Source organism: Streptomyces sp. NPDC002619 (assembly GCF_042889305.1).
In the GTDB taxonomy this organism is placed as follows: domain Bacteria; phylum Actinomycetota; class Actinomycetes; order Streptomycetales; family Streptomycetaceae; genus Streptomyces.
Genome location: NZ_JBIAQV010000029.1, coordinates 25,736 through 48,265, shown reverse-complemented (window position 1 = coordinate 48,265; position 22,530 = coordinate 25,736). Strand labels below are relative to the sequence as shown.

At 65.8% G+C, this 22,530-nt stretch carries 22 protein-coding genes; 6 read left to right on the top strand and 16 right to left on the bottom strand.

The features are described 5' to 3' along the window. Positions 1–101 precede the first annotated feature (101 nt). Positions 102–326: a GntR family transcriptional regulator gene (locus ACFYXB_RS32560; RefSeq protein WP_389588445.1), complete on the top strand. Its 225-nt coding sequence runs from the start codon at positions 102–104 to the stop codon at positions 324–326. 441 nt (positions 327–767) lie between these two features. On the opposite strand, the gene ACFYXB_RS32555 is transcribed toward ACFYXB_RS32560, so the two are convergent. From ACFYXB_RS32555 to ACFYXB_RS32525, 7 genes are all read right to left on the bottom strand, one after another. Beyond that, a complete protein-coding gene (locus ACFYXB_RS32555; RefSeq protein WP_389588443.1) occupies positions 768–929 on the bottom strand; it encodes a hypothetical protein in 162 nt (53 codons plus the stop codon). A 288-nt stretch (positions 930–1,217) separates the two neighbouring features. Further along, entirely contained in the window at positions 1,218–1,475 is a 258-nt protein-coding gene (locus ACFYXB_RS32550; RefSeq protein ID WP_389588441.1) for a hypothetical protein, read from the bottom strand. Between the two features lie 262 nt (positions 1,476–1,737). After that, positions 1,738–2,160, bottom strand: a complete 423-nt coding sequence (locus ACFYXB_RS32545; RefSeq protein ID WP_389588439.1) for a hypothetical protein — start codon at positions 2,158–2,160, stop codon at positions 1,738–1,740. Between the two features lie 238 nt (positions 2,161–2,398). Then, positions 2,399–2,560: a hypothetical protein gene (locus ACFYXB_RS32540; RefSeq protein ID WP_389588437.1), complete on the bottom strand. Its 162-nt coding sequence runs from the start codon at positions 2,558–2,560 to the stop codon at positions 2,399–2,401. A gap of 331 nt (positions 2,561–2,891) precedes the next feature. Beyond that, positions 2,892–3,206, bottom strand: coding sequence for a hypothetical protein (locus ACFYXB_RS32535; RefSeq protein WP_389588435.1), 315 nt, complete (start codon positions 3,204–3,206; stop codon positions 2,892–2,894). A 99-nt stretch (positions 3,207–3,305) separates the two neighbouring features. Continuing rightward, positions 3,306–3,653 (bottom strand): hypothetical protein, encoded by a 348-nt coding sequence (locus tag ACFYXB_RS32530; protein WP_389588433.1) that lies wholly within the window; start codon positions 3,651–3,653, stop codon positions 3,306–3,308. 412 nt (positions 3,654–4,065) lie between these two features. Then, positions 4,066–4,275 carry a hypothetical protein gene (locus ACFYXB_RS32525; RefSeq protein WP_389588431.1) on the bottom strand — a complete coding sequence of 70 codons (210 nt, stop codon included), beginning with the start codon at positions 4,273–4,275 and terminating at the stop codon, positions 4,066–4,068. Positions 4,276–4,986: 711 nt separating this feature from the next. On the opposite strand from ACFYXB_RS32525, the gene ACFYXB_RS32520 reads away from it, so the two are divergent. Then, a complete protein-coding gene (locus tag ACFYXB_RS32520) occupies positions 4,987–6,786 on the top strand; it encodes a HEAT repeat domain-containing protein (protein ID WP_389588429.1) in 1,800 nt (599 codons plus the stop codon). Positions 6,787–6,997: 211 nt separating this feature from the next. Here the strand turns inward: ACFYXB_RS32520 and ACFYXB_RS32515 are convergent, their stop codons facing one another. The 3 genes from ACFYXB_RS32515 to ACFYXB_RS32505 are packed head-to-tail and all read right to left on the bottom strand — an operon-like array spanning position 6,998 to position 8,780. After that, a complete protein-coding gene (locus ACFYXB_RS32515) occupies positions 6,998–7,960 on the bottom strand; it encodes a hypothetical protein (protein WP_389588427.1) in 963 nt (320 codons plus the stop codon). Further along, positions 7,957–8,337 (bottom strand): hypothetical protein, encoded by a 381-nt coding sequence (locus ACFYXB_RS32510; RefSeq protein WP_389588425.1) that lies wholly within the window; start codon positions 8,335–8,337, stop codon positions 7,957–7,959. The genes ACFYXB_RS32515 and ACFYXB_RS32510 overlap by 4 nt, the downstream gene beginning before the upstream one ends. A gap of 20 nt (positions 8,338–8,357) precedes the next feature. Further along, complete coding sequence (locus ACFYXB_RS32505) at positions 8,358–8,780, bottom strand: DUF6221 family protein (RefSeq protein ID WP_389588423.1); 423 nt, start codon at positions 8,778–8,780, stop codon at positions 8,358–8,360. 897 nt (positions 8,781–9,677) lie between these two features. Here ACFYXB_RS32505 and ACFYXB_RS32500 point away from each other — a divergent pair. After that, complete coding sequence (locus tag ACFYXB_RS32500) at positions 9,678–10,040, top strand: four-helix bundle copper-binding protein (protein WP_389588420.1); 363 nt, start codon at positions 9,678–9,680, stop codon at positions 10,038–10,040. A 268-nt stretch (positions 10,041–10,308) separates the two neighbouring features. On the opposite strand, the gene ACFYXB_RS32495 is transcribed toward ACFYXB_RS32500, so the two are convergent. Beyond that, positions 10,309–11,640, bottom strand: a complete 1,332-nt coding sequence (locus tag ACFYXB_RS32495; protein WP_389588418.1) for an LCP family protein — start codon at positions 11,638–11,640, stop codon at positions 10,309–10,311. Between the two features lie 119 nt (positions 11,641–11,759). Here ACFYXB_RS32495 and ACFYXB_RS32490 point away from each other — a divergent pair, with 119 nt between their 5' ends. Next, positions 11,760–12,308, top strand: a complete 549-nt coding sequence (locus tag ACFYXB_RS32490) for an acyl-CoA thioesterase (protein WP_388504752.1) — start codon at positions 11,760–11,762, stop codon at positions 12,306–12,308. Between the two features lie 22 nt (positions 12,309–12,330). Here ACFYXB_RS32490 and ACFYXB_RS32485 read toward each other — a convergent pair whose 3' ends face one another. Continuing rightward, on the bottom strand, positions 12,331–13,824 hold the full coding sequence (locus ACFYXB_RS32485) for an LCP family protein (RefSeq protein WP_389588416.1): 1,494 nt from the start codon (positions 13,822–13,824) through the stop codon (positions 12,331–12,333). 156 nt (positions 13,825–13,980) lie between these two features. On the opposite strand from ACFYXB_RS32485, the gene ACFYXB_RS32480 reads away from it, so the two are divergent. Next, a complete protein-coding gene (locus tag ACFYXB_RS32480) occupies positions 13,981–15,024 on the top strand; it encodes a glycosyltransferase family 2 protein (RefSeq protein WP_389588414.1) in 1,044 nt (347 codons plus the stop codon). A 68-nt stretch (positions 15,025–15,092) separates the two neighbouring features. On the opposite strand, the gene ACFYXB_RS32475 is transcribed toward ACFYXB_RS32480, so the two are convergent. The 4 genes from ACFYXB_RS32475 to ACFYXB_RS32460 form a co-directional block, all read right to left on the bottom strand. Then, complete coding sequence (locus ACFYXB_RS32475) at positions 15,093–16,700, bottom strand: LCP family protein (protein ID WP_389588412.1); 1,608 nt, start codon at positions 16,698–16,700, stop codon at positions 15,093–15,095. 131 nt (positions 16,701–16,831) lie between these two features. Then, the gene (locus ACFYXB_RS32470) at positions 16,832–18,565 is read right to left on the bottom strand and encodes an LCP family protein (protein ID WP_389588410.1); all 1,734 of its coding nucleotides are present in this window, start codon (positions 18,563–18,565) and stop codon (positions 16,832–16,834) included. A 233-nt stretch (positions 18,566–18,798) separates the two neighbouring features. After that, positions 18,799–19,956: an LCP family protein gene (locus ACFYXB_RS32465; protein ID WP_389588408.1), complete on the bottom strand. Its 1,158-nt coding sequence runs from the start codon at positions 19,954–19,956 to the stop codon at positions 18,799–18,801. Between the two features lie 100 nt (positions 19,957–20,056). Beyond that, on the bottom strand, positions 20,057–20,812 hold the full coding sequence (locus tag ACFYXB_RS32460; protein ID WP_389588406.1) for a TIGR03089 family protein: 756 nt from the start codon (positions 20,810–20,812) through the stop codon (positions 20,057–20,059). Positions 20,813–20,940: 128 nt separating this feature from the next. Between ACFYXB_RS32460 and ACFYXB_RS32455 the strand changes: the two genes are divergently transcribed. Further along, positions 20,941–22,371, top strand: coding sequence for a peptidoglycan recognition protein (locus ACFYXB_RS32455; RefSeq protein ID WP_389588404.1), 1,431 nt, complete (start codon positions 20,941–20,943; stop codon positions 22,369–22,371). Positions 22,372–22,530: the final 159 nt, after the last annotated feature.

The window sequence follows — 22,530 nt, the reverse complement described above, 5'->3', positions numbered from 1 at the left end:
GGCCTCTGAAGCCCGTTTTTCCATCTCAGACATAGCATGCCCCAGAACGCCTAGGCGCGCTACCAATCGCCGTGGGCTCTATAGCGTGCTGTAGTCGGAGCATGATCGAGTGGGACGACACCAGGCCGCGGTGGGAGCAGATCGCAGAGCGCATCCGGGGCCAGATTGAGGCCGGCACACTGCCTTCCGGGGCTCGTGTGCCCTCTGTGGTGGCCCTCACCCAGGAGTATGGCGTTGCTCAGGCCACTGCTCAGAAGGCTTTGGTGGCTCTCAGGAACCAGGGACTCATCAAAACCACCCCTGGAATGGGTTCTTTCGTCAAATAAAGGGTAAATCGACTCTGTCGCGCATCCATAAGCCAAAAACAGCAACAGTCAGTGTCAAAATCGACATTCTGAGACATGAACCCCCAAAGCGAGACGCACCTCACGCAGATGGGGGGTTATTTATTTCCTTCCGGACCCCTGTTAGGCAGGGAGCAGGACGGTAGGGGCCCACGCCGAAGCCCCCCAGATGCCAGGCCGGCGTCAGCCGGTACTCACTAATGGGCTGGAACGAGGATTGGGGGAAATAAATCGCCGCGTAGGGCAATCTTTTAAACCCGTACACGCACGAAGGACAGCACCCCCGGTGGGTCCTTTCTGATTGATTTTAAAGTATTACCCCCACTCAAGCCCTATTCTGTGAATGAATTAATCAAGTCCGGAATTAATTACTTCACGCAGCAGCAAGTGAGTGGAGCGCCCGAGACCGCGCATAGCGGTCTCCTATTCCTCGACTTCTTCTCCTTCCAAAATCATGAGGCCATTCCCGGGCCCATTTGGCTGAATCACCTTGTAGCCGTAGATGGTCAGCAGCTCCTTGTACCACTCCTCATCACGTTCAGGGAGCTGTGCGGACCACTTCTTCAACCACTCTTCCTCGGTCATTACAGTAGGATTCTCCTTATCGCTTGGCCATTAGCAGGTAGGCGTCGGGGCAGCTCCACCCTTGAGTAGCCAGCAGCATACCCCGCGTTCATGCCACCGCAAGACTCTTTCTTTCCTGCGCTGTCGTAAGGCCGTGAATGAATTAATTCCTTGCGTGCCGCATCCCGGCCGGTTGGTTGCACTGCCACGTCGGCACCCCAGGTCTGAGGTAGAGGGGTCTACCTCGGGTTGAGAGAGAATAAAAGAAGCCCGCCCCCTTCTGAGGGCGGGCCCTTTTTTGTTTCACGCTCACCATAGCCCGTCAGTGTTCAAGAGGTGCAGATACTTGTTCAGGAAGTATCTTGTCTGCTCCAGAGTGGCGGGGTCCGTCCTGTCATAGCGGCTGTCCGCCCACGAAGTCTTACCTGACGCACGGATGTGAAGCTGTCCGCCCGAAATGGTGTACGTTCTGTATTCCGTGAAGTTCTTTTGGGCGTTTGTGGTCTTCTTCACGAACCCTTCATTTTGATCCAGAAGCTGTTGAATCACTGCGGCCGTGAGGCGCATGTCAGTTCCACCCCTCGAAGATAGGTGCTGCAACGATCTCGACGTTTGTACGGCCCTCGGTCGCTACTGAACTTCATTGAGTGATGTCGGGAACGTTCGCCTGACACGGGTCGGTCGGCTTCGGTAGCCGTGGTGTTGTGAGGTACGCGCAGGGCGGCGGGCTGACCGACGCCGACAGGGCCGCGAGGGAGCGGATTCGGCTGCAGGGCATCCGCTGGCACTGCACAGGAATGAGAGGCCGCGGTGGCCTTCGCCCAGGTGCTCAGGCTGCGGCTTCGCCGGGGGTCTCATCCTCCCCGAAGTCGCCCCGACGATGCTCTGAGCGATAGGTGCTACCAGCGGGAAGGTCTTCCCCCGCTGCTTCCTTGTACGCCGCCCTGCGCTCCTCGCTCGCTTGCTGACCGGGGGCGAGCTTCACCAGGGTCGCGACTACTGCGTGCCCGACAGGGGGCGTGCGTTTCTGACGGTCCGCGTCTTCAAGGCCAAGGGACGGCTCGGAATCCTCGATGTCCTCGGTGTTCTGCCTCTCGGCGAACCTGGCGGCGACAACGGCCAAGGCCACGACGGCGCCACCGACGGCGAGGATCTTCCACTTGTGCTTGTTGAACAGGTTCTTCGCGTTCTCGGCGAAGGAGGTGGGCTCGCCGTCCTCGGGGGTGGGCTCGCTGGGCGTGGAGTCATTCACCCGCACACATCTACCGGACCCATCCCTCACCTGTCAGGCAATCACCCGACATCGCCCGTTCAAGTTCGGTAGCTCCCCCTTGCAGGTCTCGGCAGCCCGCTCGCTGTACGACACCACGGACCGCACCCGCTGACCCTGCGGTCCGTCCCACTCCAGATTGAAGTTCCCCACCTTGTCACTCTCTCATCAGGGTGAGACAGGCCCGCCCCCGAAGGGACGGGCCTGCCCTGTTTCAACCTCACCCGCAGAAGGACGCCTTGATGGCGTTGACCACCTCGGCCGCCTGGCCCTCGTCCACCGTGGCGTTGCCACCAGTGAACCGCAGGCTGGCGTTCTTGATGACGGTCTTCTCCGAGTTACCGGCCTGGATCTCCTGGCAGGTGTTGACCGACCGACGCACGGCCCGCTCCTTGTTCACCGTGATGCCGGGGTTGATCGCGTCCAGCTTGCTGAGGAGCTGCTTCTCTTCGGCCGCGTTGGGCTGGTCGTACTTGGCCGGCCTGCTTGGCCTTCGGGGAGGTGGACACCTTCACCGCGGAATTGGCCTTCGCCGGGGCGTCACCCGAGGTGTCACCGTCGCCCAGGTTGGCGATCACGCCTACCGCCAGGACGCCACCAGCGATCAGCAGAGCCTTCTTCTTGCCGCTCACAGCTTCTCCTCTTCAGTACATTGGCATGAAGCAGCCCCGGACTCTTTGGCTGTCCGGGGCCGTGTCTATCTCTGGTCTGGGCTAGTTCTCCCAGCTCTGCTTGGGGATGCTCATGCCGAAGTCCCTAAGCGAAGCGACACACCCTTGCGACCAGGCAACCAACTGCTGGTCGTTCCAGCCCACGGCTTTGTCGTTCAACTGGTTGAGCACAGGGTCGTGTGCCACCCCGGCTTCGCAATCGTTCAAGGCCGCGTCCGGGCTCTCGTAGATGAAGGACCAGTGGCCAGCGGCGCTGTAACCGGCCTGGTACTCGGCGGAAGACGTGTCCACACCGGACGAGCAGCCTGTAAGCACCAGGCCAACCGTCAGTGCAGCAACAGTGATACGCGCCCTCATGTGGTATCCCCCCACGTTGTTCGTGTGTTGGTGATCATATGTGGTTGAACTGTGAACGAGAAGAGGGGATCTCGTGAAGTGAGATCCCCTCGTTGCTGGTTAGCCGCGCTCCACGTACTTGTAGGTCGGACCGGCCTTCCAGCTCTCACCGGGACGCTCCTGCACGCTCATGCGGACCAGGAGCCGGTGAACCCTCTTGTCCTCGAACCACTGCCGGCCGTGCTCCTCGGCATCCTGAGGCCTCTTGAAGCCGTCCGCCCGGATGTCAATGAAGTCGCCCCAGACGCGCTCTGTGATGTAGCTGCCGCGCTCGTCCAGCGCGATCACGGTGTACTCGACCCGCTTGGGCCTCTCGATCCTGCGGGTGAGCTTCTTGGTGTCGTTGTCGATGAACCAGTACAGGGAGCCTTCCGTGGCCTGCCATCCCTGCCTACGGGCGATGACCATAGCCTCTTCGGTGATCTCCGCCTCGGTGTTGGCCGGCGTGCACTTCAGCGGGTAGCGCGTCGCCTTGCATGTGAGCGAAGTTACGGCCCTCTGACGACGCCCCTCCGAGCAATGCTGTGCTCATCGATTCCCCGACAGAAATCGAACTCTTGTGCACATGCTCCGGAGTGAGTGTCCGATCGCTCCTTTGTGTCCCCTCTGACCTGCGGCAGAGACAAACAGAGGGCGCGCAACGACCCAGGATGTGTCGGAGGTGTGTCGTGAGGGGCAGGGAGGGCAACGCAGATCGAAGGTCACCTTCAGTTGCTAGGACTCGTGAAACGGCCGTACAGAAGTAGCTGCGCTCTAAGATCACGTGAGAAGCCCCGCCGCCTCGGGCCGAGCCCCGAATGGCGGGGCCACTGCGCCTATTTCAGTGAGGGATGTTGTCCTCGACGGCCTTGGGCGCGTCGTGCTTGCGCCACTTCGCGAAGGCCCACGTCACCACCGCGGTGACGAGCGTGGCGGCAAGAGCGCCGATGAACTCGGGCACAGCGGGCAAGAGCACATGCTCAATGCCGGTGACGTGACTGCTCAGCATGACGGAGTCCACGCTTGCGATGTCGTAGATGGGCGTAGCCACTGTTGCTCTCCTCAGCGCGTTTACGGGAAGTCGTGTACCTGCTTGGACCGCTGAGGCGAGAATCGTGATAGGAGAACGTGCCCCCAACTTCCACGGGGACAGTCTGGGACGCGCTGCGTGCTCTGGGTGCTGAGCTGGGCGGACAACTGAGACCCTGCTCTGTCCCTGGGGCGTCCCAGGGGCAGAGCAGGGGCGGGGGAGAATATGACACGGTCAGTAGGTCGAGACGAGGAAGCCCACAAGGCTCTGGGCCAGTTCTTGCGGGATCAGAGCCAGGCGGCTGGCCTCAGTGCAAGGGATATCGAGCAGCGCTTCCAGGACCGTGCTGATCAGGAGCAGGCACGCATTGAGGCTGGGCTAGAGGCACCAGCCGATCCGGTGCGCGGCATGAATTTTTCCAAGTCACACCTAGATCGACTGTTCAAGGGAGCTACATCTCCGCCCTCTAAACGATTCGTCATGATTTTCCTAGAGATCACCAGCAGTGTTAGTGACATACAGCCTGCGCTCCACCGAGAGCTATGCCGCAAGGCAGACGATCTACTTACCGCCGCTCGCCGATATCGTCGAATTCGACGCACGGAGACAGCATCTGCGTCGGCAGCACATATTCCCGGTGAAGCTGCTGTGGCTACCCTCCGAGTCCAGATCGAACTTGAGCGCGCTCTCCGCACCGAGGACAGGCTCCGATGGGCTCTGAGCGATTCCCAGATGCTGATGGCCACGCTGTTGCAGATCATCGGAACTTTGCGAGACATCATTGCAGATCTGGATGCCAAGCAAATTCGGGCACTACATTCGGGCCTCGATCCATCAATCACAGACCGTGCAGAGAGTGAGCGAATCCAAGCGCTGACACACAGGGTCACTGCAGAATCACAACTGGCCCGAGTCAATGAACGTCGAATTCTATTAGAAACTCTGTGGGAACAGGCGCACAACAACGTCCACCGACTGTCCCGACACCCCGATGTATCGGAGATCGCAACCCTTCCAGCCGGGCCGGCCCTACCGCAGCGAGAGATTCTAACGACGGAACTCCCGACAGGGCCAGCGCTTACAGACATCGCTGCCGCGCTGGGAAAGGCCGAGGAATTCAACGTTGCAGAAGACCGCAGGGCGCGTGAGTGGCAGCAGAATCTCGTTCCGGCTGCAGACCTGCAGCCGGCCGATGAGCAGGCCATTTTGCTTGCAGCCACTCGGCTGACTGATGCCGCCAGTCGTGAAGCAGCGCTAGATGCCCTGACCAAGAATTGGACTCAGAGCCCCGAAACTCGCGATGCCCTCGTTCGGCTGTCTATCGACAATGAATCAGAAATCCGCAAGACTGCGACACGGCATTTGGCCCAGGATTGGGCCGATGACGACACGGCGCGACAGGCTGTCATAGCAGTGACACGCGACCCAGATCCAAAGGTCCAAGCGGTCGCGGTGTGGGTCTTGACCCAAGCCTGGCGGGGCGATCCCGCCGCTCGTGACGCCGTTGTGGCCCTGACGCTCGATGACTCTGAGGGGACCCGAGAAACTGCCGCTGAGGGACTAGTGGAAGGTTGGCCAGGCGATGAGAAAGCCCGGGACGCACTCTTGTCCCTTGTCCATGACCACGCCAGGCCCGTGAGGGAGGCCACCCTTGAGGTGCTGCTAGAAGGTTGGCCCGGAGACGTCGTCGTCCGAGATACCCTCCTTGGCCTTGTCCGCTCCGACGATATTCCCATACGAGAGGTCGCTGCGGATGGGCTCCGCGTCGGCTGGCCGGGCGACGCGTCCGTGACGGCCGCCTTTCTTCAACTGCAGAACGATGACGTTCTAACGATTCGTTGGGCAGCCGAGCGGAGGCTAAATCAAGAAGGGATTCCTCTGGGGAAATCTCTATCCAGATCCGCGGGGAGTGGGTCTCGAAGAAGCCTGATCCAATCAAAAGAACGGGTTAGCTCAATCGATGATCGATTGCTTATCGCATCACGAGTTCCCTATGATTTCAGCACCGAAAAGCCCATTGAGGCTGCTCTGGCATTGCGTCGAGGTATTGGATTCGGTTCTGGAATCAACGTTATCTTGGGCGGGAACGGATCAGGAAAGACTATCCTCTTGCAGGCTCTAGCCGTGCAGGTGGGGGCTGTGAGCCCCGACGATATCAAAAGGTTTCGGTACAGTCCTCAAATTGTTCTGCAACTCGCTAGAAACTTGGATCTATTGTGGCATCAAAAGCCATCGGCGGAGGAATGCTTCTATCTCAATCCGGAATCTCCCGAACGGTGGAGATTCGCTCGTCTGGAGGAAGCGTTGAGTGAAGAGAAGAATTATCGCCTGTTCCTCCTCGATGAGCCGATGGGGGCATTTGATACGGGGATGGTACACCAGCTCTCTGGCAGGATAAATGAACTCGCTCAACAGGGCTGTCAGTTCATCATCGCAACGACAGATATCAAACGCATCAAGTTCACCGATGGCCAATTCATTCGCATCGGGAGGCGCCGCATCCGAGAGCGTGGAAGTTTCCTCAGTTGGTAGTTCCGTAGTTCCTGCCTCTACGAGTCGTAGTGGACGCCGACCCTGGGCCTGCCGCAGCCCCTCTCGGTAGTCCGTAACGCCCGGTCCGCTGTCGTTCCGTACTCCTCCGCAGGTCTTCAGCGAGGCGCGTGGCGATGAAGTCGTACCAGGTGAGGGCGCTATTCGCGGTGTAGAGGGGGGCTCACTGCGCGGGCGGGTTTCTCCTCGATGCTCATGGGGCCCATGCCTTCCGCTCGCACGCGGTGCCGCACTGGAAGCACAGACCGACGTCATCAGCCTTGTTTCCGGCGATGCTCACCCACGTGACCACGTGCCCGGTGTTGCAGGTGGAGCAGTCCACAGGGGTGAGGGATTCTTCCTGGCCGAGGACGTCCATCCAGTAGAGGATGGCGGCGTCGATCGGCGCCAGGGAAGCCAGGCAGAATCGGCAGACCACGGGATCCCCACCACCGACGACCAACGCCCATTGTCTGCACTCGGGACAGATCACCGTGCGGTCTTTGAGGCCGTTAAGGTCCCCCTTCAGCTCCTGCATCCGGTTCTTCACGAGCGCTTCGATGTCGCGGAGTTTCTGCCGGACGTCCTCCATGGTCTCCTCGACCAATTGGGCTTCACTCGACAGAACTGGATGCAGATGCAGAGGTACGAAGTCGAGGAGAAAGCCCAGGACTCGGGCAGCACGGGCCTCGACGGCATACGCGTTCGCCGTGTGGCCGAAGTGGGTCAGCGCGTTCCTGGTCTCCGCGAGGTCCTTGATGGCCTGGCGCTGCTTTGCCGTGATCGGCACGCCGGCAATGCTGACGAGGCGGTCCAGGGTCGCGTTCATGTTGCAGCTGTCGAACTTGCCTTGCTCGAATGCTGAGCGGGTGGCGCTGCCGGGGTCCTTGAAGACGAGGCTCCAGTGTTCGCGTACGAGCCGTGCCTTGAGAAGTACCTCGGTGGCAGCCTGGAGGTGGAGTACGGCGTACTTGAGATCGCGGTCGCTGATGGCACGGTCAGGTGCGAGCAGTTCGGACACCTTCGTCGTCGGTGGCGGCGTCAGGCCGAACGCGTCGAACAGCACACTGGCACTGCCACTCAGGTACAGCACGGCGCTACTGAGGTAGTCCATGCCGTTGCGGACCGGGGTGAAGTCCATGTCGGGACGATGGTTCTTGGTGCTCGTCTCGCTCACGACCGGGCCGCCTTCCGAGCTTCCTCGACCGCCCTCTGATACTGCTTCAGCAGCATGTCCAGTGCGCCGATCGTGTTGTCGGTGAGAGGGCCATCGGGGATCTCGCCTGTGGCGAGTTGCCTTGCGATGTGGAGGACGGCGCCGAGGTTGGGCTTGTCCTGGTTGTAGAGCAGGACCTTGCGGGCACCGTCACGCGGAAGGCTCGGCGGGAAGTGGCCGATCTTGCGTGTGGCGAGCTCGCGCTCGATGTCCTCGACGATGCGGGCACCCGCCTTTACGTTGCCCGAGTGCCTAATCAGCATGCCGACGGTCCATTGCGTGAACCCGCCGGCGCCATCGATCAGCTCCGGCAAGTTGTCCCACTGGGTGGCGGTCATGGGTACCCCCTGGGTTGTTGTCACTGCACTCGCCATTCCCTCTTGAAGCGGGGCCGATCAGCAAAGAGCTCAGCCGCCATGCGGAGCAGGGGCTCGCACTCCGCTCCGTCGATGGGACAGGCCTCCATGGGTACCATCTCGCCGTCCTTCTCCGCGGCCAGGAGAACGGGCTCGTGCTGCTTGACAGTCCATCGCAGGTAGTGGAGGAAGCGGAGGGCGTGGACCGGGTCGTTCAGTACGACGAAGGCGGCTCTCTCCGGGGTACCCGCGTCGAAGTCGACGCCTTCCGCACTCGCGAGGATGAGAGTCGAGAACGGGGGAGAGTCGAGGTACCACGACGCCGGGCACTCGCCGTTGATGTTCTCTTGCACTGCGTGGGCGGTCTTCACCTCCTCGCCGATGCATCTGACGAGGAAGTCATGCACATCTTGCAGCGGAACCACCGCTATCCCTCCTTCCGGGCACGGATCTGACGCTCAGCCAAGCTTAGTGACAACAGTCAGAACAGGAGCCGCCAACTGCGCCGGGCAGACACGCCCTGACCTGCAGGCATTCCACAGCCAATCCGCCAACTACCGTGACAGTCAAAGCTGTTGTGATTGAGGGCATTGATGGCGGGCGAGCACGCCAAAGTGGCGAATTTTGAAGCCCGATCGACAGTCGAAGCTCTCGCCTGCGGCGATGCGTTCTTGCTTGGCGCTAACTCTGACATGATCCGCCAACTATCAGCCTCAAGATCCGCCAACTATGACTCTCGGTCACAGGGAGGTGGAGCGGCTTACGGAGCTGCTTTGGCGCGAGTGATCATGGCCCCGTAAGCTTCCGGCGCGTCGGGCAGTCTGTGGACCTGCCCGCGATGGGATGAGCACGCGTCACAGATGCTGGCCAGCAGAACAACCGCCAACGTTCGGCGACCAGCACGGAACTGCCCGATGTGCGCAGCAGGACGGAACCTGCCCTGAGTAGTTATGTGACTTTCCTTCGGGACGGGGAGAGAGGTGCGGGGAAGTGATGCCGCTAACCGCCGGCCGGTGCGGCGCCTACCCTGGCAGACTGTTGATGATCATGGGCAAATGCTGGGGAAGCCCCCTTCCGAGGGGTGTTCATGCAGGTCAGATCCAGATGACCTGTAAAGCACCCAGATCTACGAGGGCACGAACCAGGTCCAGCGGATCGTGATGGCGCGCAACCTGCCGTAAGGCGGCGGACGCCGGACCGCCCGAAGGGTGCCCCCCGTGGGGCGCCCTTCGGTGTTTCCCGGATGGCAGGCCTCGGCGGACGGGCGTAGGACGGAAGCACGTGGGGCCCGTCCAGGACCCTTCTCCCCCTCAGGAGGAGCCATGACCCAGCCGCGAACCATGAGCGCCATGAGCAAGGAGATGCAGGACGCCGTCCAGGCGTCCATGACCTGCCACACGATGTGCGAGGAGACCATGAGCGCCTGCATGTCGATGGGGGGTCAGCCCCAGATGCAGATCATGCGCGCGCTCATGGACTGCTCCGACACGACGCGCATGTGCTCCGACATGATGATGCGGCGCTCGCCCATGTCGGCCGAGATGTGCACGTTGTGCGCCAAGGTCTGCGACATGTGCGCCGAGGCGTGTATGTCCGTACCCGACGATCCCCAGCTGATGCGCTGCGCCGAGGCCTGTCGCCACTGCGCGGAGATGTGCCGTGCGATGGCGGGCGCCAGGATGTGACGCCTGGCTGACGGCACTCAAGGGCACCCCCAGGGGTGCCCTTGACCGTGTCCAGGGTGGTTACGGCATCCGCATGGACACTGGGATGGTGGCCGTGGCGCGCGAACCAGCGATCGACGCGCGGACCGCCGTACTGCCCGAACTGCCCTTCCCGGGCGGTGAGTTCGACGCGGTGGTGGGGAACTTCGCGGACCACCCTCGACGAGTTCGCCGATGGGGAAGGGCGGCTCGCCCTTCCCCATGTGGCGCTGCCGGCCGCCGCGACGGGCTAGTTTCCGGAAACCGTGACCGTTTCGTCGTTCTTCAGCTCGTTCACCAGCGTCTTCACTTTCGCCTTGTCCCAGACGAGGTTGCCGCCGGAGGAGCCGGAGACCGGCATGTTCATGGACTTGCCGTTACCGCCGCTGACGCCCTTCATCGCCCAGAACATGGACGCCAGGTCCCACAGGCTCATGTCCTTGTCGACGGTCAGCGAGTCCAGGCCCGCGCCCATCGTCGGGTAGAACTTGAAGGGGTTGAGGACCGTCGACGGCGTGGCCACCTGGTGGGCCAGGGCCGACAGGAACTTCTGCTGGTTCTTCGTACGCTGCAGGTCGGACGTGGCGAAGGCGTGCCGGGTACGGACGAAGGCCAGCGCCTGCTCGCCGTTCAGCGTCTGCTTGCCCGCCTTGAAGTCGGCGCCCGAGTACTTGTCCTTGAAGCCCTGGTCGATGTTGATCTCGACGCCGCCGACCGCGTCCACGATGTTCGCGAAGCCGGCGAAGCCGATCTCCACGTAGTGGTCGATGTGCAGGCCGGTGTTGTACTCGACGGTGCGGACGAGGAGGGTCGGGCCGTCCTCGGCGTAGGCCGCGTTCAGCTTCGTGTGCCGGCCCTGGGCCGGGTAGACCTTCCCGGACGTCGACCCCTTGTACGACGGGATCTCGACGTTCGAGTCACGCGGCAGCGATATCAGCGTGTCTCCGTTGTCGCCGACGTGCAGGATCATCATCGAGTCGGTGCGCTGGCCCGCGGCGGAGCCGGTGTGCAGATTCTTCTTGTCCTCGGCGGACATGCCCTTGCGGCTGTCGGAGCCGACGATCAGGTAGTTCGTGCCCGCGCCTGTCTCGGGACGGTCGATGACCTGGGACAGGTCGACGTCGCGGTGGAGCTTGGAGTCGGCCCAGAAGTAGGTCGCGACGGATGTGACGATCAACACGGTGGCCAGGGTGAGAACGGCCACCTTGATCCGGCGGCGCCAGTTCGGGCGCGGCCGGTACTGCTGGTACTCCGGATCGGGGTCGTTGTCGTTCGGTACGAAGCCGCCGCCCCGGCCGCCCCCGTAGACCTGGCCCGAGTTGTACCCGCTGTCGTAACCCTGCGCGTCGCCGTAGTCGTCGTACCCCGGCTGCTGCGGCACCCCGCCGTAAGGCGGCGCCGGCGGGCGGCCGTTGCCGTACCCGCCGCCCTGCCCGTACCCGCCACCTTGTCCGGGCTGAGCCGCCGGACCGCGTCGCACCTGGCGCATGACGCGGGCGCCCTCGGGCTGCGCGCTGGCGCTTCCGCGGCCGTAGCTGTTGCCGCGGTTGTCGTCGGAGAATCCCTCGGGCCATTCATTCATGGGGCCCAGTGTGCAGGGCGAGGCCATGTGTCTTACAAGGGTCGTCGGAAAATCAGAGCGGTGCTGTTGCGAACCCGACACAAAGTCCCCGAATGTAGCTTCGACATAAGGTGGGGGCCATGACAGACCAGGACCTCGCAGCAGAGGCCGACATTCCCGGCAAGCCCACGGCCGCCTCGCGCACCACTCTCAGCCACATCATGACCCACAACGACACCAACCTTTTGGGCACGGTGCACGGCGGCGTGATCATGAAGCTGGTCGACGACGCGGCGGGCGCGGTGGCCGGCCGGCACAGCGGAGGTCCCGCCGTGACCGCGTCCATGGACGAGATGGCGTTCCTGGAGCCGGTCCGCGTGGGCGACCTGGTCCATGTGAAGGCACAGGTCAACTGGACCGGCCGGACCTCGATGGAGATAGGCGTACGGGTCCTCGCCGAACGCTGGAACGAGTCGGCCCCGGCCACTCAGGTCGGCTCCGCGTACCTGGTCTTCGCGGCGGTGGACGCCGACGGCAAGCCCCGCCGGGTCCCCCCGGTCGTCCCCGAGACCGAGCGGGACGAGCGTCGCTACCAGGAGGCCCAGATCCGCCGCACCCACCGCTTGGCCCGCCGCCGCGCGATCCTCGAACTGCGCGAGAAGCGCGCGGCCGAGGGGCACCTGGACTGATCCCGGCCTCGACCCACCGCCGCTACACGTTCCCCCGGCACACCGCCTCGTCGCCCCGCATCACCGCGTCCTCGCCCGGGGCCGGTTCCGGAACCTGCGCCTTCACCTTCCGTACGGACGGGGAATCCGACCCGGCGACCACCTTCATGACCGGTCCCTGACCGCGCACCGCCCGCAGTTCGCTGCCCGGCAGGGCCGCCTGGAGGGTCTTGGCCGAGCGGTCCCAGCGGGGGTCGTAGAGGATGACCGTCTGCCGCACGCCGTGGTCGTCGGCGGTCACGGGCTGCCGGGTGGTGGCGAAGCCGGTCGCGGCCAGTGCCGCGTCGACCCGCCTCGCGAGCCCGTCCGTGCCGGTGCCGTTCGCGACCTGCACACGGATCGTCTGCGGGGCCACGTCCACGAGCACGGGCGGGGTGCGCGGCGGCCGCTTCACCGCCAGCGGCTTGTCGTCGCGCAGGGCCTGGAAGAGCTTGCCCGACTTGGCCGGGTCCCACTTCAGCGTGGAGCCGATGCCCTTCACGACGTATCCGATCCGGCCGATCGGAACCGTCGTGAACTCGGAGGAGGAGGGCGAGAAGTTCCGCATCGCCCGCCCGAGGTCCAGCAGTTCGTCCGTGCCGAAGCCCTTGTCCGCCCGCACCGACCCGAGCACAGCCCGCGTCACGTCCCGGAACCGCAGCGGGTTCATCAGCACTCCGGACGACGTCGCCCGGTCGATCAGCGCCGCCAGGAACCGCTGCTGGCGCTTCATCCGGCCCAGGTCGCTCGCCCCGTCGACGTGCCGCGCGCGGACGTACTGCAGCGCCTCGCCGCCCATCAGCGTGTGCGTGCCCGCCGGGAGGTCGAGACCGCTGTACGAGTCCTTCATGGGGGCCGTGGTACAGATCTGGACGCCGCCGAGCACGTCCACGGTCTTCATGAAGCTGGTGAAGTCGACCTCCAGATAGTGGTCGATCTTCACATGGGTCATGTTCTCGACCGTGCGCACGGTCAGTTGCGGTCCGCCCTCCGCGTACGCCGCGTTGATCTTGATGGGGTGCGCTCCGTGGTGCGCGCCGGTGGTCTCGTCGACGTGCTCGGGCAAATCGGCGTACGAGTCGCGCGGCAGGCTCACCACGCTTGCCCGCTCCCGGTCCGCCGAGATGTGCACAATCATGATCGTGTCGGTGCAGTGGCAGGGCGCGCCGCCCAGCCGGTACTTGCGCCGCTCCCGCTCATCGATCTTGTCCCGGCCGTCGGTGCCGACCAGCAGGACGTTCATGCCGTGGCCCGGCTGCGGGCGGTTCTTCATGTCCTTGAACGGGTCGACCCGGGCGATGCCGGCGTCGAGGCTTGTCACCACCGCGTGCCCGATCCCGGCCGAGGCCAGCACCACCACCGACAGCGTGGTCGCCGCCCGCATGGCCCAGCGCGGCCGTTTCCGCCGTACGGGCGGCCGCTGCGCACGCCGTGGCTCCGGTGGCCGAGGGCGGCGCTGCGGCGGCCGTGCGGGGGAGCGGGGCGGCGTGGCGGGCATCGAGGAACCTCCGCGGGGGGCTGGGACAGGCCGGCCCTGGGCCCCTGGGCCGTACGTGAGATCGTGAGCACCGTAGGCCGATACGATCTCCGGGCCGCGGCAGCGACCCCGGCGGGGCGCGAGCGTGTCCCCCGTTCGCGGTAACGTGAGCTCCCTATGAACGCCAAGCCCGACGTGCGGCTCCCCGCAGTTTCTGTGATCATGCCCGTCCTCAACGAGGAGCGGCATCTGCGCGGGGCCGTCCAAGCGATCCTCGCGCAGGAGTACGCCGGCGAGATGGAGGTCGTGATCGCCCTCGGTCCGTCCACGGACCGCACGGACGAGATCGCCGCCGAGCTCGTGGCCGAGACTGCGTCCCATAAGAACAAGCGCGTGCACACCGTCCCCAACCCGACCGGCCGCACGCCGGCCGCGCTGAACGCCGCGATCAAGGCCTCCCGCCATCCGGTCGTCGTCCGCGTCGACGGACACGGCATGCTCTCGCCGAACTACATCGAGACCGCCGTGCGGCTCCTGGAGGAGACTGGCGCGCAGAACGTCGGCGGCATCATGCACGCCGAGGGCGAGAACGACTGGGAGTACGCGGTCGCCGCCGCGATGACCTCCAGGATCGGCGTCGGCAACGCGGCCTTCCACACGGGCGGGCAGGCGGGCGCGGCCGAGACCGTGTACCTGGGCGTCTTCCGGCGCGAGGCGCTTGAGCAACAGGGCGGCTACAACGAGGAATTCATCCGCGCCCAGGACTGGGAGCTGAACTTCCGCATCCGTGAGGCGGGCGGGCTGATCTGGTTCTCGCCGGAGCTGAAGGTGTCGTACCGGCCGCGGCCGAGCGTGCGCGCCCTCGCCAAGCAGTACAAGGACTACGGCCGCTGGCGGCACGTCGTCGCCCGCTACCACGAGGGCTCCATCAACCTGCGTTACCTCGCCCCGCCGACGGCGTTGTGCGCCGTGGCCGCGGGCATCGTGATCGGTGCCGCCCTGACCCCGTGGGCCTTCGTCGTCCCGGCCGGTTACCTCGCCGCCATCACCGCGGGCTCGCTACCGGCCGGCAAGGGCCTGCCCATCAAGGCCCGCCTGCAGATCCCCGTCGCGCTCGCCACCATGCACATGTCGTGGGGCTGGGGCTTCCTGGCGAGCCCGAAGGCGCTGGCGAAGAGGGTCATCGCGTCCCGCCGGCCGGCGGTGCTCGGCTCCCGCTGAACGCACAGCGTCGAACGTGAACGGGCCCTTCCCGCGCGGGAGGGGCCCGTCTCAGTTTCCGTTCCGCCCTACCACTGGTACGGCTTGTACACGTCCATGCACTGGCTCGCGTCCGAGCCGTTGATGGCGTCGGCGTTGCTGGGCAGGTCCCCGGCCTTGGGCGCGGACTGCTTCGGATAGGCCGTACCCGTGCGCCAGTCGGCGCCCACGACGACCGTGACCCCCGAGACGTCGGTCGACTGCTTCACCGAACTCAGCGGAATCCCCAGCGACTTGGCGACCGTCTGAGCGTCACCCTCCAGGTCCGCGCTCGGATACCGCACGACCGTCCGGGCCTCGGCCAGCGCCGCCGTGGTGTCGGCCGCGGCCCGGGCGTAGCCCATCTGCGCCAGCATCTGGGTGATCGCGTTCGCCCGGCCGGAGACGGGGGCCAGCGTGCTGCTGCGGGTGGCGTTCTGCACCAGCACACCGAGCCTGTCGGCCGTTGTGGAGGGGGACTTGGCCGCCTCGGCCGGGTCCGTGTCCGTCTTCTTCTTGGCGCTCGACGTGCTCTTGCCGCCCTTGTTGTCGAACGGCACGTCGTCGCGGAGCATCTGCCACACCTTCTCGGCGTTGGCGCCGTCGGGCACGACGTGGTTGTCGTCCTGCGGGTCGGTGACGTTGGGCATCGTCGTCATGGTGATGCGGTCCGTCGGCACCGACTTGAGCTGCATGGCGAGGTCGTACAGCTTCTTGACCGTGCCGATCTCCTCGGAGACCGTCAGCGACTTCGTGGCCGCCTCGGCCAGCCCCGTCAGCCGCGCGCTGTCCGTGAACACGTTCTGCGCCTTCAGCGTGCGGATCATCGAGTTCAGGTACATGTGCTGGGCCCTGGCCCGCATCAGGTCGCTGCCCCAGGCATGTCGGGTGCGCAGCCACTGCAGGGCCTGCTCGCCCTTGACGTTCGTCGTGCCGGCCTTCAGCTTGAGGCCCGAGCCGCCGGACACCGTGGCGGTCGGCCGGTCCCACACGTTCTGGTTCACGCACACGTCGACGCCGCCGATGGCGTCCGCCATGTTCACCACGCCCGCGAAGTCGATCGTCATCCAGTGGTCGATGTAGACCCCGGTGAGGTTCTCCCAGGTGGCCAGCGTGCAGCCCGCCCCGCCGCGCGCCAGCGACTCGTTGATGATGGCGTTGGTCGCCCCGTACTGCTGCTGGGTGTCGGGATCCGTGCACTTGGGGATGTCGACCCGGGTGTCGCGCGGGATGCTGACCACGGAGGCGCTCTTGCGGTCCGCGGACAGGTGGATGATCATCTGCACGTCGCCCAGGGGCGGGTTGCCGCGGTTGTCCCTGCTGCCTCCGAGCTTCACGTTCTCGTCGGAGTTACGGCTGTCGGAGCCGATCAGCAGGATGTTCATCGGCGTCTGCCCCGCCGCGTTGGGGCGGGCCTTCCTCGCCTTGGAGTCGCCGCTGCTGCGCTGGCCCTTGTGGATGTTGCCGTTGAGGTGTTGGTAGTAGAGGTAGCCGGCCCCCGCCGTACCGAGTATCACCACCGCCAGGATCGTCGCCGACCAGCGCAGTGCGCGTCGTCTGCGCCGCCTCCGGTCGCCGTTGTGGCCGCCTCCGCGTTTCCCGCCGCCGCGACTGCCGTGGCCGTCGGTCGCGTTCTGGTCCTGCGGTGCGAACGACATATCGTCCTCGACCGCGGGTGCCTCCCCCCGCACACTGCTCTGCGCCAAATCCCCAGCCTCCCCACCCTGCGCCTCGCACGGGCCCCTCCCGCGTCCGGTTAGACGCTCGAGGGGCCCGTGGGGTTACCTGTCTAAGAGGCGCACTTCACCTTGTCTGCCGTGGACTTGTCCACATCCGGCGCCTTCGTGGGAGCGGTCAAGGACACCCCCGCGCCCTTGAAGTCCTTGCCCAGGGTCAGCGTCATCGCCGGCAGTCCCTGGGAGTTGGTCACGCTCTTGCCCGGCTTCATCGCCGATCCCGACAGCCCCATGATCGCGGCCAGCCTGCGTGCCTGGTCCGCCTGGTCGGGCGCGTACTCGAGCGTGGTCTTGGCCAGTTTCGCGTCGGCGTTGCCCGCGTTCTCCGACTTGAGGACGCCCTCGTCGTTCTGCAGCCACTGGAGCGTCTCCTGCGCACTGCCGCCCGGCGCGCCGCCGTTGAGGATGCGCACCCGCACCTCGGAGGCGTCGGACTTGGTGCCCTTGAGGCGGGCGGCCTCGGCGTCCTTCGCGGCCTTCTGCTTCTTCTTCACCTCGGTGAAGGAGACGTCGTTCTTGATCGCGTCGAAGACCGCAGGGGCCGTGTTCGGGTTGACGATCACCGTCTTGTGGACGACGCCGTCGGCCGGGTTGTCCACCACCGGCACGGTGAGGAACGTGATGTTCTTCGGCGGCACCTTCTTCAGCTCCAGGGCCACGTCCTTGAGCGCGCTGCCGATGCCGGTGTCGACCGTCAGCGCCTTGGTGGCCGCCTCGGCCAGGCTCACGAGCTTGGTGGGGCTGGTCAGGGTGTCGCTGGAGGACATCTTGCGCATCAGGGAGGCCATGAACTGCTGCTGCACCTTGATGCGGTCCAGGTCGCCGGCGTTGCCCCAGCTGTGCCGGGTGCGGACGAACGCCAACGCCTGCTCGCCCTCGACCTTGGACTCTCCGGCGGGCAGTTTCAGGTGCGATTCCTTGTCGTTGACGGCGTGCGCGAGGCACACGTCGACGCCGCCCACCGCCGTCGTGAGCGTCTTCACGGCGTTGAAGTCGACCATCATGAAGTGTTCGGGCTCGATGCCGGTGACCTCCTTCACGGTGCGCATGGTGCAACCCGGGTCCCGGTCGTCCTGGCCGAGGCTGGTGTTGAAGCGGACGCCGCTCGTGCCCGCGATGACCTTGGTGGAACCGTCCTTCTGCTTCGTCTGGCAGTCGGGGACGTCGACTATCAGGTCCCGCGGGATGCTGAGCGCGGTCGCGTTCGACCGGTCCTTGGCGACATGCAGCAGGATGTTGGTGTCGGCATGTCCGACGCTGCCCTGGTCGCCGTACCCCTCGTTGCCCTTGCCGGTGCGTTTGTCGGTGCCGATGATCAGGATGTTGAAGGCCTCGTCCTTGCTGAAGCCCTTCTTGCCCGCGCTGCCGACGTCCGTCGTGCTGACGTTGCCCTCGAGGTGCTTGAGGTAGGCGTAGGCGGCGGCGCTGGTGGCGATCAGTACGAACGCCATGGTCCCGCCGGTCCACAACAGGACCTTCTTCGCCTTCGAGTTCTTCTTCACCGGCCGCCGGCCACGCCGCCCCGGCGGTGGCTCCGGCTCTCCCCGGCGCCTGCGCTGCGGCGGTACCTCCTGGTTCGGTGTCCGGCCCGGCTCCCGCCGGGGTGCCGACGCGCGGTCGCGCGGTACGGCGCCGGAATTCCGGGGACGCGCTCTGCGGGGTCCCGGCACCGATGATTGCGGTGCGGAAGGACTCAGTCGCAGTTCGTATTCGCCGGTGTTCGGATTGAGCACCCACTGGTCTGCGGGGTCGATGTTGTCCGCCCGCCCACGGCCTTGCGCGTCCACGGTTGTCCGAATCCTCCGTCGGGGCCACGCGGCGCCTTCCCCCTCAAAGGCGCTCGGGTCTCGGTCAAACAGTGCATGGCCCCAGGAAGGACCTCGTGGCGTGATGCACTGGATCGGGTCACACTATCCGCCCAGTTCAGCGTCGAGCGACGGCGATGCCAAATTCCACGTCCCTACAACCGGGCAATCCGGCTCATATTCCTGAACGGAAGTTCGTGAGCTTGGGCCATGTTTTACCGGCAGGTGTCCTCGGCGGCGGTGCTGCCGAGGAACGTGAGGCTCGTGGACGGATCGTTCTTGCGGCCTGAATTGCCACTTTTCGAGCTGGATTCCCGCTCGGTCGTGACCCGGACCGGCCCGTCGGCGCGCAGCAGTGCGAAGAGTTTCTCGGCCTCGGGCTCCACGAGCTGGTCGCGGTTGGCGTTGTAGACGTACGACTCCCGCGGAACCGTCAGGAACTTCACATGATCGACGGGGATGCTCCGCAGCCCGCGTACCAACTGGTACAAGCCGCGCAGGCTGGCCAGGCCCGGGTCGGTGGTGAGCGACGAGGTGGCCGCATCGAGGACGGGATAGAGCCGCACGGGGTTCAGCAGGACATCATCGCTGCGCACCTTGTTGACGAGGGCGCCGAGGAACCGCTGCTGCCGGTCCATGCGGTCGGTGTCGCTGCCGTTGCCGAGGGACTTGCGGGCGCGGACGTAGCCCAGCGCCTGCTCGCCGTTCAGCGTGACCCGTCCCGCGGGCAGCTTCAGCTTGGCGGCCTTGTCGTTGATGGGCTTCTTCAGGCACACCTCGACCCCGTCGACGGAGTCGACCATCTCCTTGAAGCCGCCGAAGTCGACGACCATGTGGTGGTCCACCCGGATGTTCGTCAGCTTCTCGACGGTACGGATGGTGCAGGCCGAACCGCCCGTCTCGAAGGCGTAGTTGAGCATCGCGAACGCCGGCTCGCTACGGCTGCCGTCCGGCCGCCGGCAGCTCGGCACGTCGACCATCAGGTCGCGGGGGAGGGAGACGGCGGTGGCGCTGCGCCGGTCGGCGGCGAGGTGCAGCAGGATCGTGGTGTCGGACCGCTCGGTGCCCGAGTCCTTCCCGTACTTCCGGTTGCCGTCGCCCGCGCGCGTGTCGGACCCGATCAGCAGAATGTTCTGCGCGCCGCGCACCAGTGCGGTGGGCCGCTCCCGCTCGTACCGGGCGAGCTCCGCCTCGGCGGCCTCGTCGGCGGTGATGTTGCCGCTGAGCTTCGCGTACACGGCCCATCCGGCCCCCGCGGCCACGAGGACGACCACTCCGGTCCCCAGCGCGATCCCTCGCACCCATCGCCGCCGACGCCGTCGTATCAGCCCGTCACCGGTGGCGGAGGCGCCTGCACGCGAGGTGTCGGTCATGAGCGGCACCCCCCTGGCGTACGAGCGGCTCGTCCTGCTCCTACGACCATGACCCGGAAGGGGGACCGGGGCGGCCTCTGCTACTCCATACGGGTGAACGTCAGTGCCGCGAGGCCGTCACCCGTTCGCTGTCGATCCGCTTGGCCAGCGCATCCTCACCCAGCTGGTCCAGATGCCGGCACAGCACCACGGACCCCCCGACGGCCAGCGGCGAGAACAGTCCCGCGCTGAGGCCCTCCCAAGTGTCGTACGGCAGTCCGGCAAGCAGCCGTGATCCAGGCCCCGTCAGATCCAGCCCGGGGGCATCCGCTCTGGCCCGCTCCACGACCTCCGCCCCCGTCAGCTCCGCCCCCGCGACGATCAGCGCGGGTGCCTCCGGGTCGACGGGCGCGTACGGCGTGAAGCGGTCGCCGTGGCTCGGCACCGCGACGGCGTAGTCGGCGTACCCGGCCGGCGGTGTCGCGAAGCGGCGGCCGAGCGGTGCCAGCGACAGCGCGTACCGGTCCCCGGCGCACGCCAGCCCCGCGTCGAACTGTCCGGGTCCGGCCGCGACGAAGTCCGCGCGCGCGGGATCACCCGCCATGTCCGCGACCACGCCCACCGACGAAGCCGCCAGCAGCCACACCGCCGTCTGCCAGTGCGCGGGCAGCAGCAGCGCGAGCCGGTCGCCGGGCTGTGCGGACATCTCGTCCTGGAGCAGGTTCGCTGTCTTGGCCACCCAATTGGCGAAGGTGGCCACGGACAATTCGACGCGTTCGCCCGTGGCGTCGTCGTAGAAGGTCACCAGGGGGCGTCCGGGATCCGCGGCGAGCGCGGAACGCAGCAGGTCGGCGGGGGTGCGATCGGTGGAGTTCACCCGCGCAAGGTTACGCCGGGCCCGGCCTGCGCACCGGGCGGCCGGGCCACCGGTTCGGCGGAACGGTACCCGACGGTCCGTCAACTCCCCGATGGCAGATATGTATGCATCTGTCCAAGATCAGTGACATGCGTGGATTCGGATTCCTCACCTCCTCGTTCGCTGCTTCCTCGTTCGCCGCTTCCTCGGTCGGTGTCACCTGCGCGGCCGCACTGGCACTCCCCCTGGCCCTGCCCGCGGCCGCCGCGCCCCCGAGACCGGCGCCGACCGCGGACCGGGCCACGACCACCGCCGGCGGTACTGCCCAGGGGGCCCTCGCCGGCAGCACCCAGTCGCTGCCCCTCGTCCCCCTCACCCGTTCCCATGTCCTCGGCACCGCCGCCGAACAGGGCCTGTATCGCAAGGACGTCCACCACTTCTCGCTCGTCGGCGTCATCTGGGACAACCCCGGCATCGAACTCCACGGCCGGGTCCAGGTCCGCACCCGCTCCGCCGCCACCGGCACCTGGTCCGGCTGGCAGGACGTCGAGACGCACAACGCCGACCACGGCGCCGACCCCGGGACCGAGGAGAGCACCTCGGGCCGGGTGCGCGGCGCGACCGCACCGCTGTGGGTGGGCGACTCCGACGGCGTGGACGTCCGCGTCCGCGCCGACACCGAGCAGATCACCGTCGACGGCCGTACCGTCACCGCCCCGGCAGCCCTCCCCACCGGTCTGCGGCTGGAACTCGTCGACCCCGGCGCCGAGCCCCCGCCCGCCGGCTCCCCGGCCGATGCCGCCCGCAACAACGCCGGCCTGGACGAGGCGGCGATCGCCGCCTCCGCCGTCAACACCGACCTCGCGCCGCTCGGCGCCGCCGAGATCCAGACGCTCACCAAGAAGGAGACGGAGCGGGAACTGCTCACCCTGCGCGCCGCCGAACAACCGGCCGGGGCCCGGCAGTCGAAGCCGTACATCGGACCGCGTCCGCGCATCGTGACACGGCACGGCTGGGCCGCCGACGAGAAGCTGCGCGAACGGGGCTTCGTCTACACCAACACGGTCAAGGCGGCCTTCGTGCACCACACCGCCTCTGGCAACAAGTACACCTGCTCGCAGGCCCCGTCCGTCATCCGCGGTATCTACCGCTACCACGTCAAGAGCATGGGCTGGCGGGACATCGGTTACAACTTCCTCGTCGACAAGTGCGGAAACATCTACGAGGGCCGGGCCGGGGGCGTGACCAAGGCGGTCATGGGTGCCCACACCCTCGGGTTCAACTCGAACAGCATGGGCATCGCGGTGATCGGCACGTTCAACTCGTCCAAGCCGCCCGCCGCCTCCGTGACGGCCATCGCCAAGCTCACCGCCTGGAAGCTCGGGCTCTTCGGGGCCAATCCGAAGGGGAAGACATATCTGAAGTCGGGCGGTGGCAATCTCTACCCAAAGGGGAAGAACGTACGACTGAACGTGATCTCCGGTCATCGGGACGGATACGCCACGGACTGCCCGGGCAAGAAGCTCTACTCCAAGCTCGGCTCGGCCCGTTCCACCGCGGCGCGCTACCAGGGGCGCTGACGCCGGGGCACGCGTTCATCGCCGTCGAGGGGGCGGTCGGGGGAAACCGCACGCACAAAGGTGTGACATCGCGGGACACCACACGGCCATCGAGGGCGCCGTCGCACGGTCTGCATACACTGGCCGGCCGATAGACAGTTCGGCCGGTCCCGGCAGGAA

Coding starts and splice junctions, on each gene's coding strand:
- ACFYXB_RS32500 (WP_389588420.1), top strand. CDS start 9,678: ATGACCCAGCCGCGAACCATGAGCGCCATGAGCAAGGAGATGCAGGAC.
- ACFYXB_RS32480 (WP_389588414.1), top strand. CDS start 13,981: ATGAACGCCAAGCCCGACGTGCGGCTCCCCGCAGTTTCTGTGATCATG.
- ACFYXB_RS32490 (WP_388504752.1), top strand. CDS start 11,760: ATGACAGACCAGGACCTCGCAGCAGAGGCCGACATTCCCGGCAAGCCC.
- ACFYXB_RS32465 (WP_389588408.1), bottom strand. CDS start 19,956: ATGACCGACACCTCGCGTGCAGGCGCCTCCGCCACCGGTGACGGGCTG.
- ACFYXB_RS32530 (WP_389588433.1), bottom strand. CDS start 3,653: ATGGTCATCGCCCGTAGGCAGGGATGGCAGGCCACGGAAGGCTCCCTG.
- ACFYXB_RS32475 (WP_389588412.1), bottom strand. CDS start 16,700: ATGTCGTTCGCACCGCAGGACCAGAACGCGACCGACGGCCACGGCAGT.
- ACFYXB_RS32455 (WP_389588404.1), top strand. CDS start 20,941: ATGCGTGGATTCGGATTCCTCACCTCCTCGTTCGCTGCTTCCTCGTTC.
- ACFYXB_RS32560 (WP_389588445.1), top strand. CDS start 102: ATGATCGAGTGGGACGACACCAGGCCGCGGTGGGAGCAGATCGCAGAG.
- ACFYXB_RS32485 (WP_389588416.1), bottom strand. CDS start 13,824: ATGCCCGCCACGCCGCCCCGCTCCCCCGCACGGCCGCCGCAGCGCCGC.
- ACFYXB_RS32550 (WP_389588441.1), bottom strand. CDS start 1,475: ATGCGCCTCACGGCCGCAGTGATTCAACAGCTTCTGGATCAAAATGAA.
- ACFYXB_RS32510 (WP_389588425.1), bottom strand. CDS start 8,337: ATGACCGCCACCCAGTGGGACAACTTGCCGGAGCTGATCGATGGCGCC.
- ACFYXB_RS32520 (WP_389588429.1), top strand. CDS start 4,987: ATGCTGATGGCCACGCTGTTGCAGATCATCGGAACTTTGCGAGACATC.
- ACFYXB_RS32495 (WP_389588418.1), bottom strand. CDS start 11,640: ATGAATGAATGGCCCGAGGGATTCTCCGACGACAACCGCGGCAACAGC.
- ACFYXB_RS32555 (WP_389588443.1), bottom strand. CDS start 929: ATGACCGAGGAAGAGTGGTTGAAGAAGTGGTCCGCACAGCTCCCTGAA.
- ACFYXB_RS32535 (WP_389588435.1), bottom strand. CDS start 3,206: ATGAGGGCGCGTATCACTGTTGCTGCACTGACGGTTGGCCTGGTGCTT.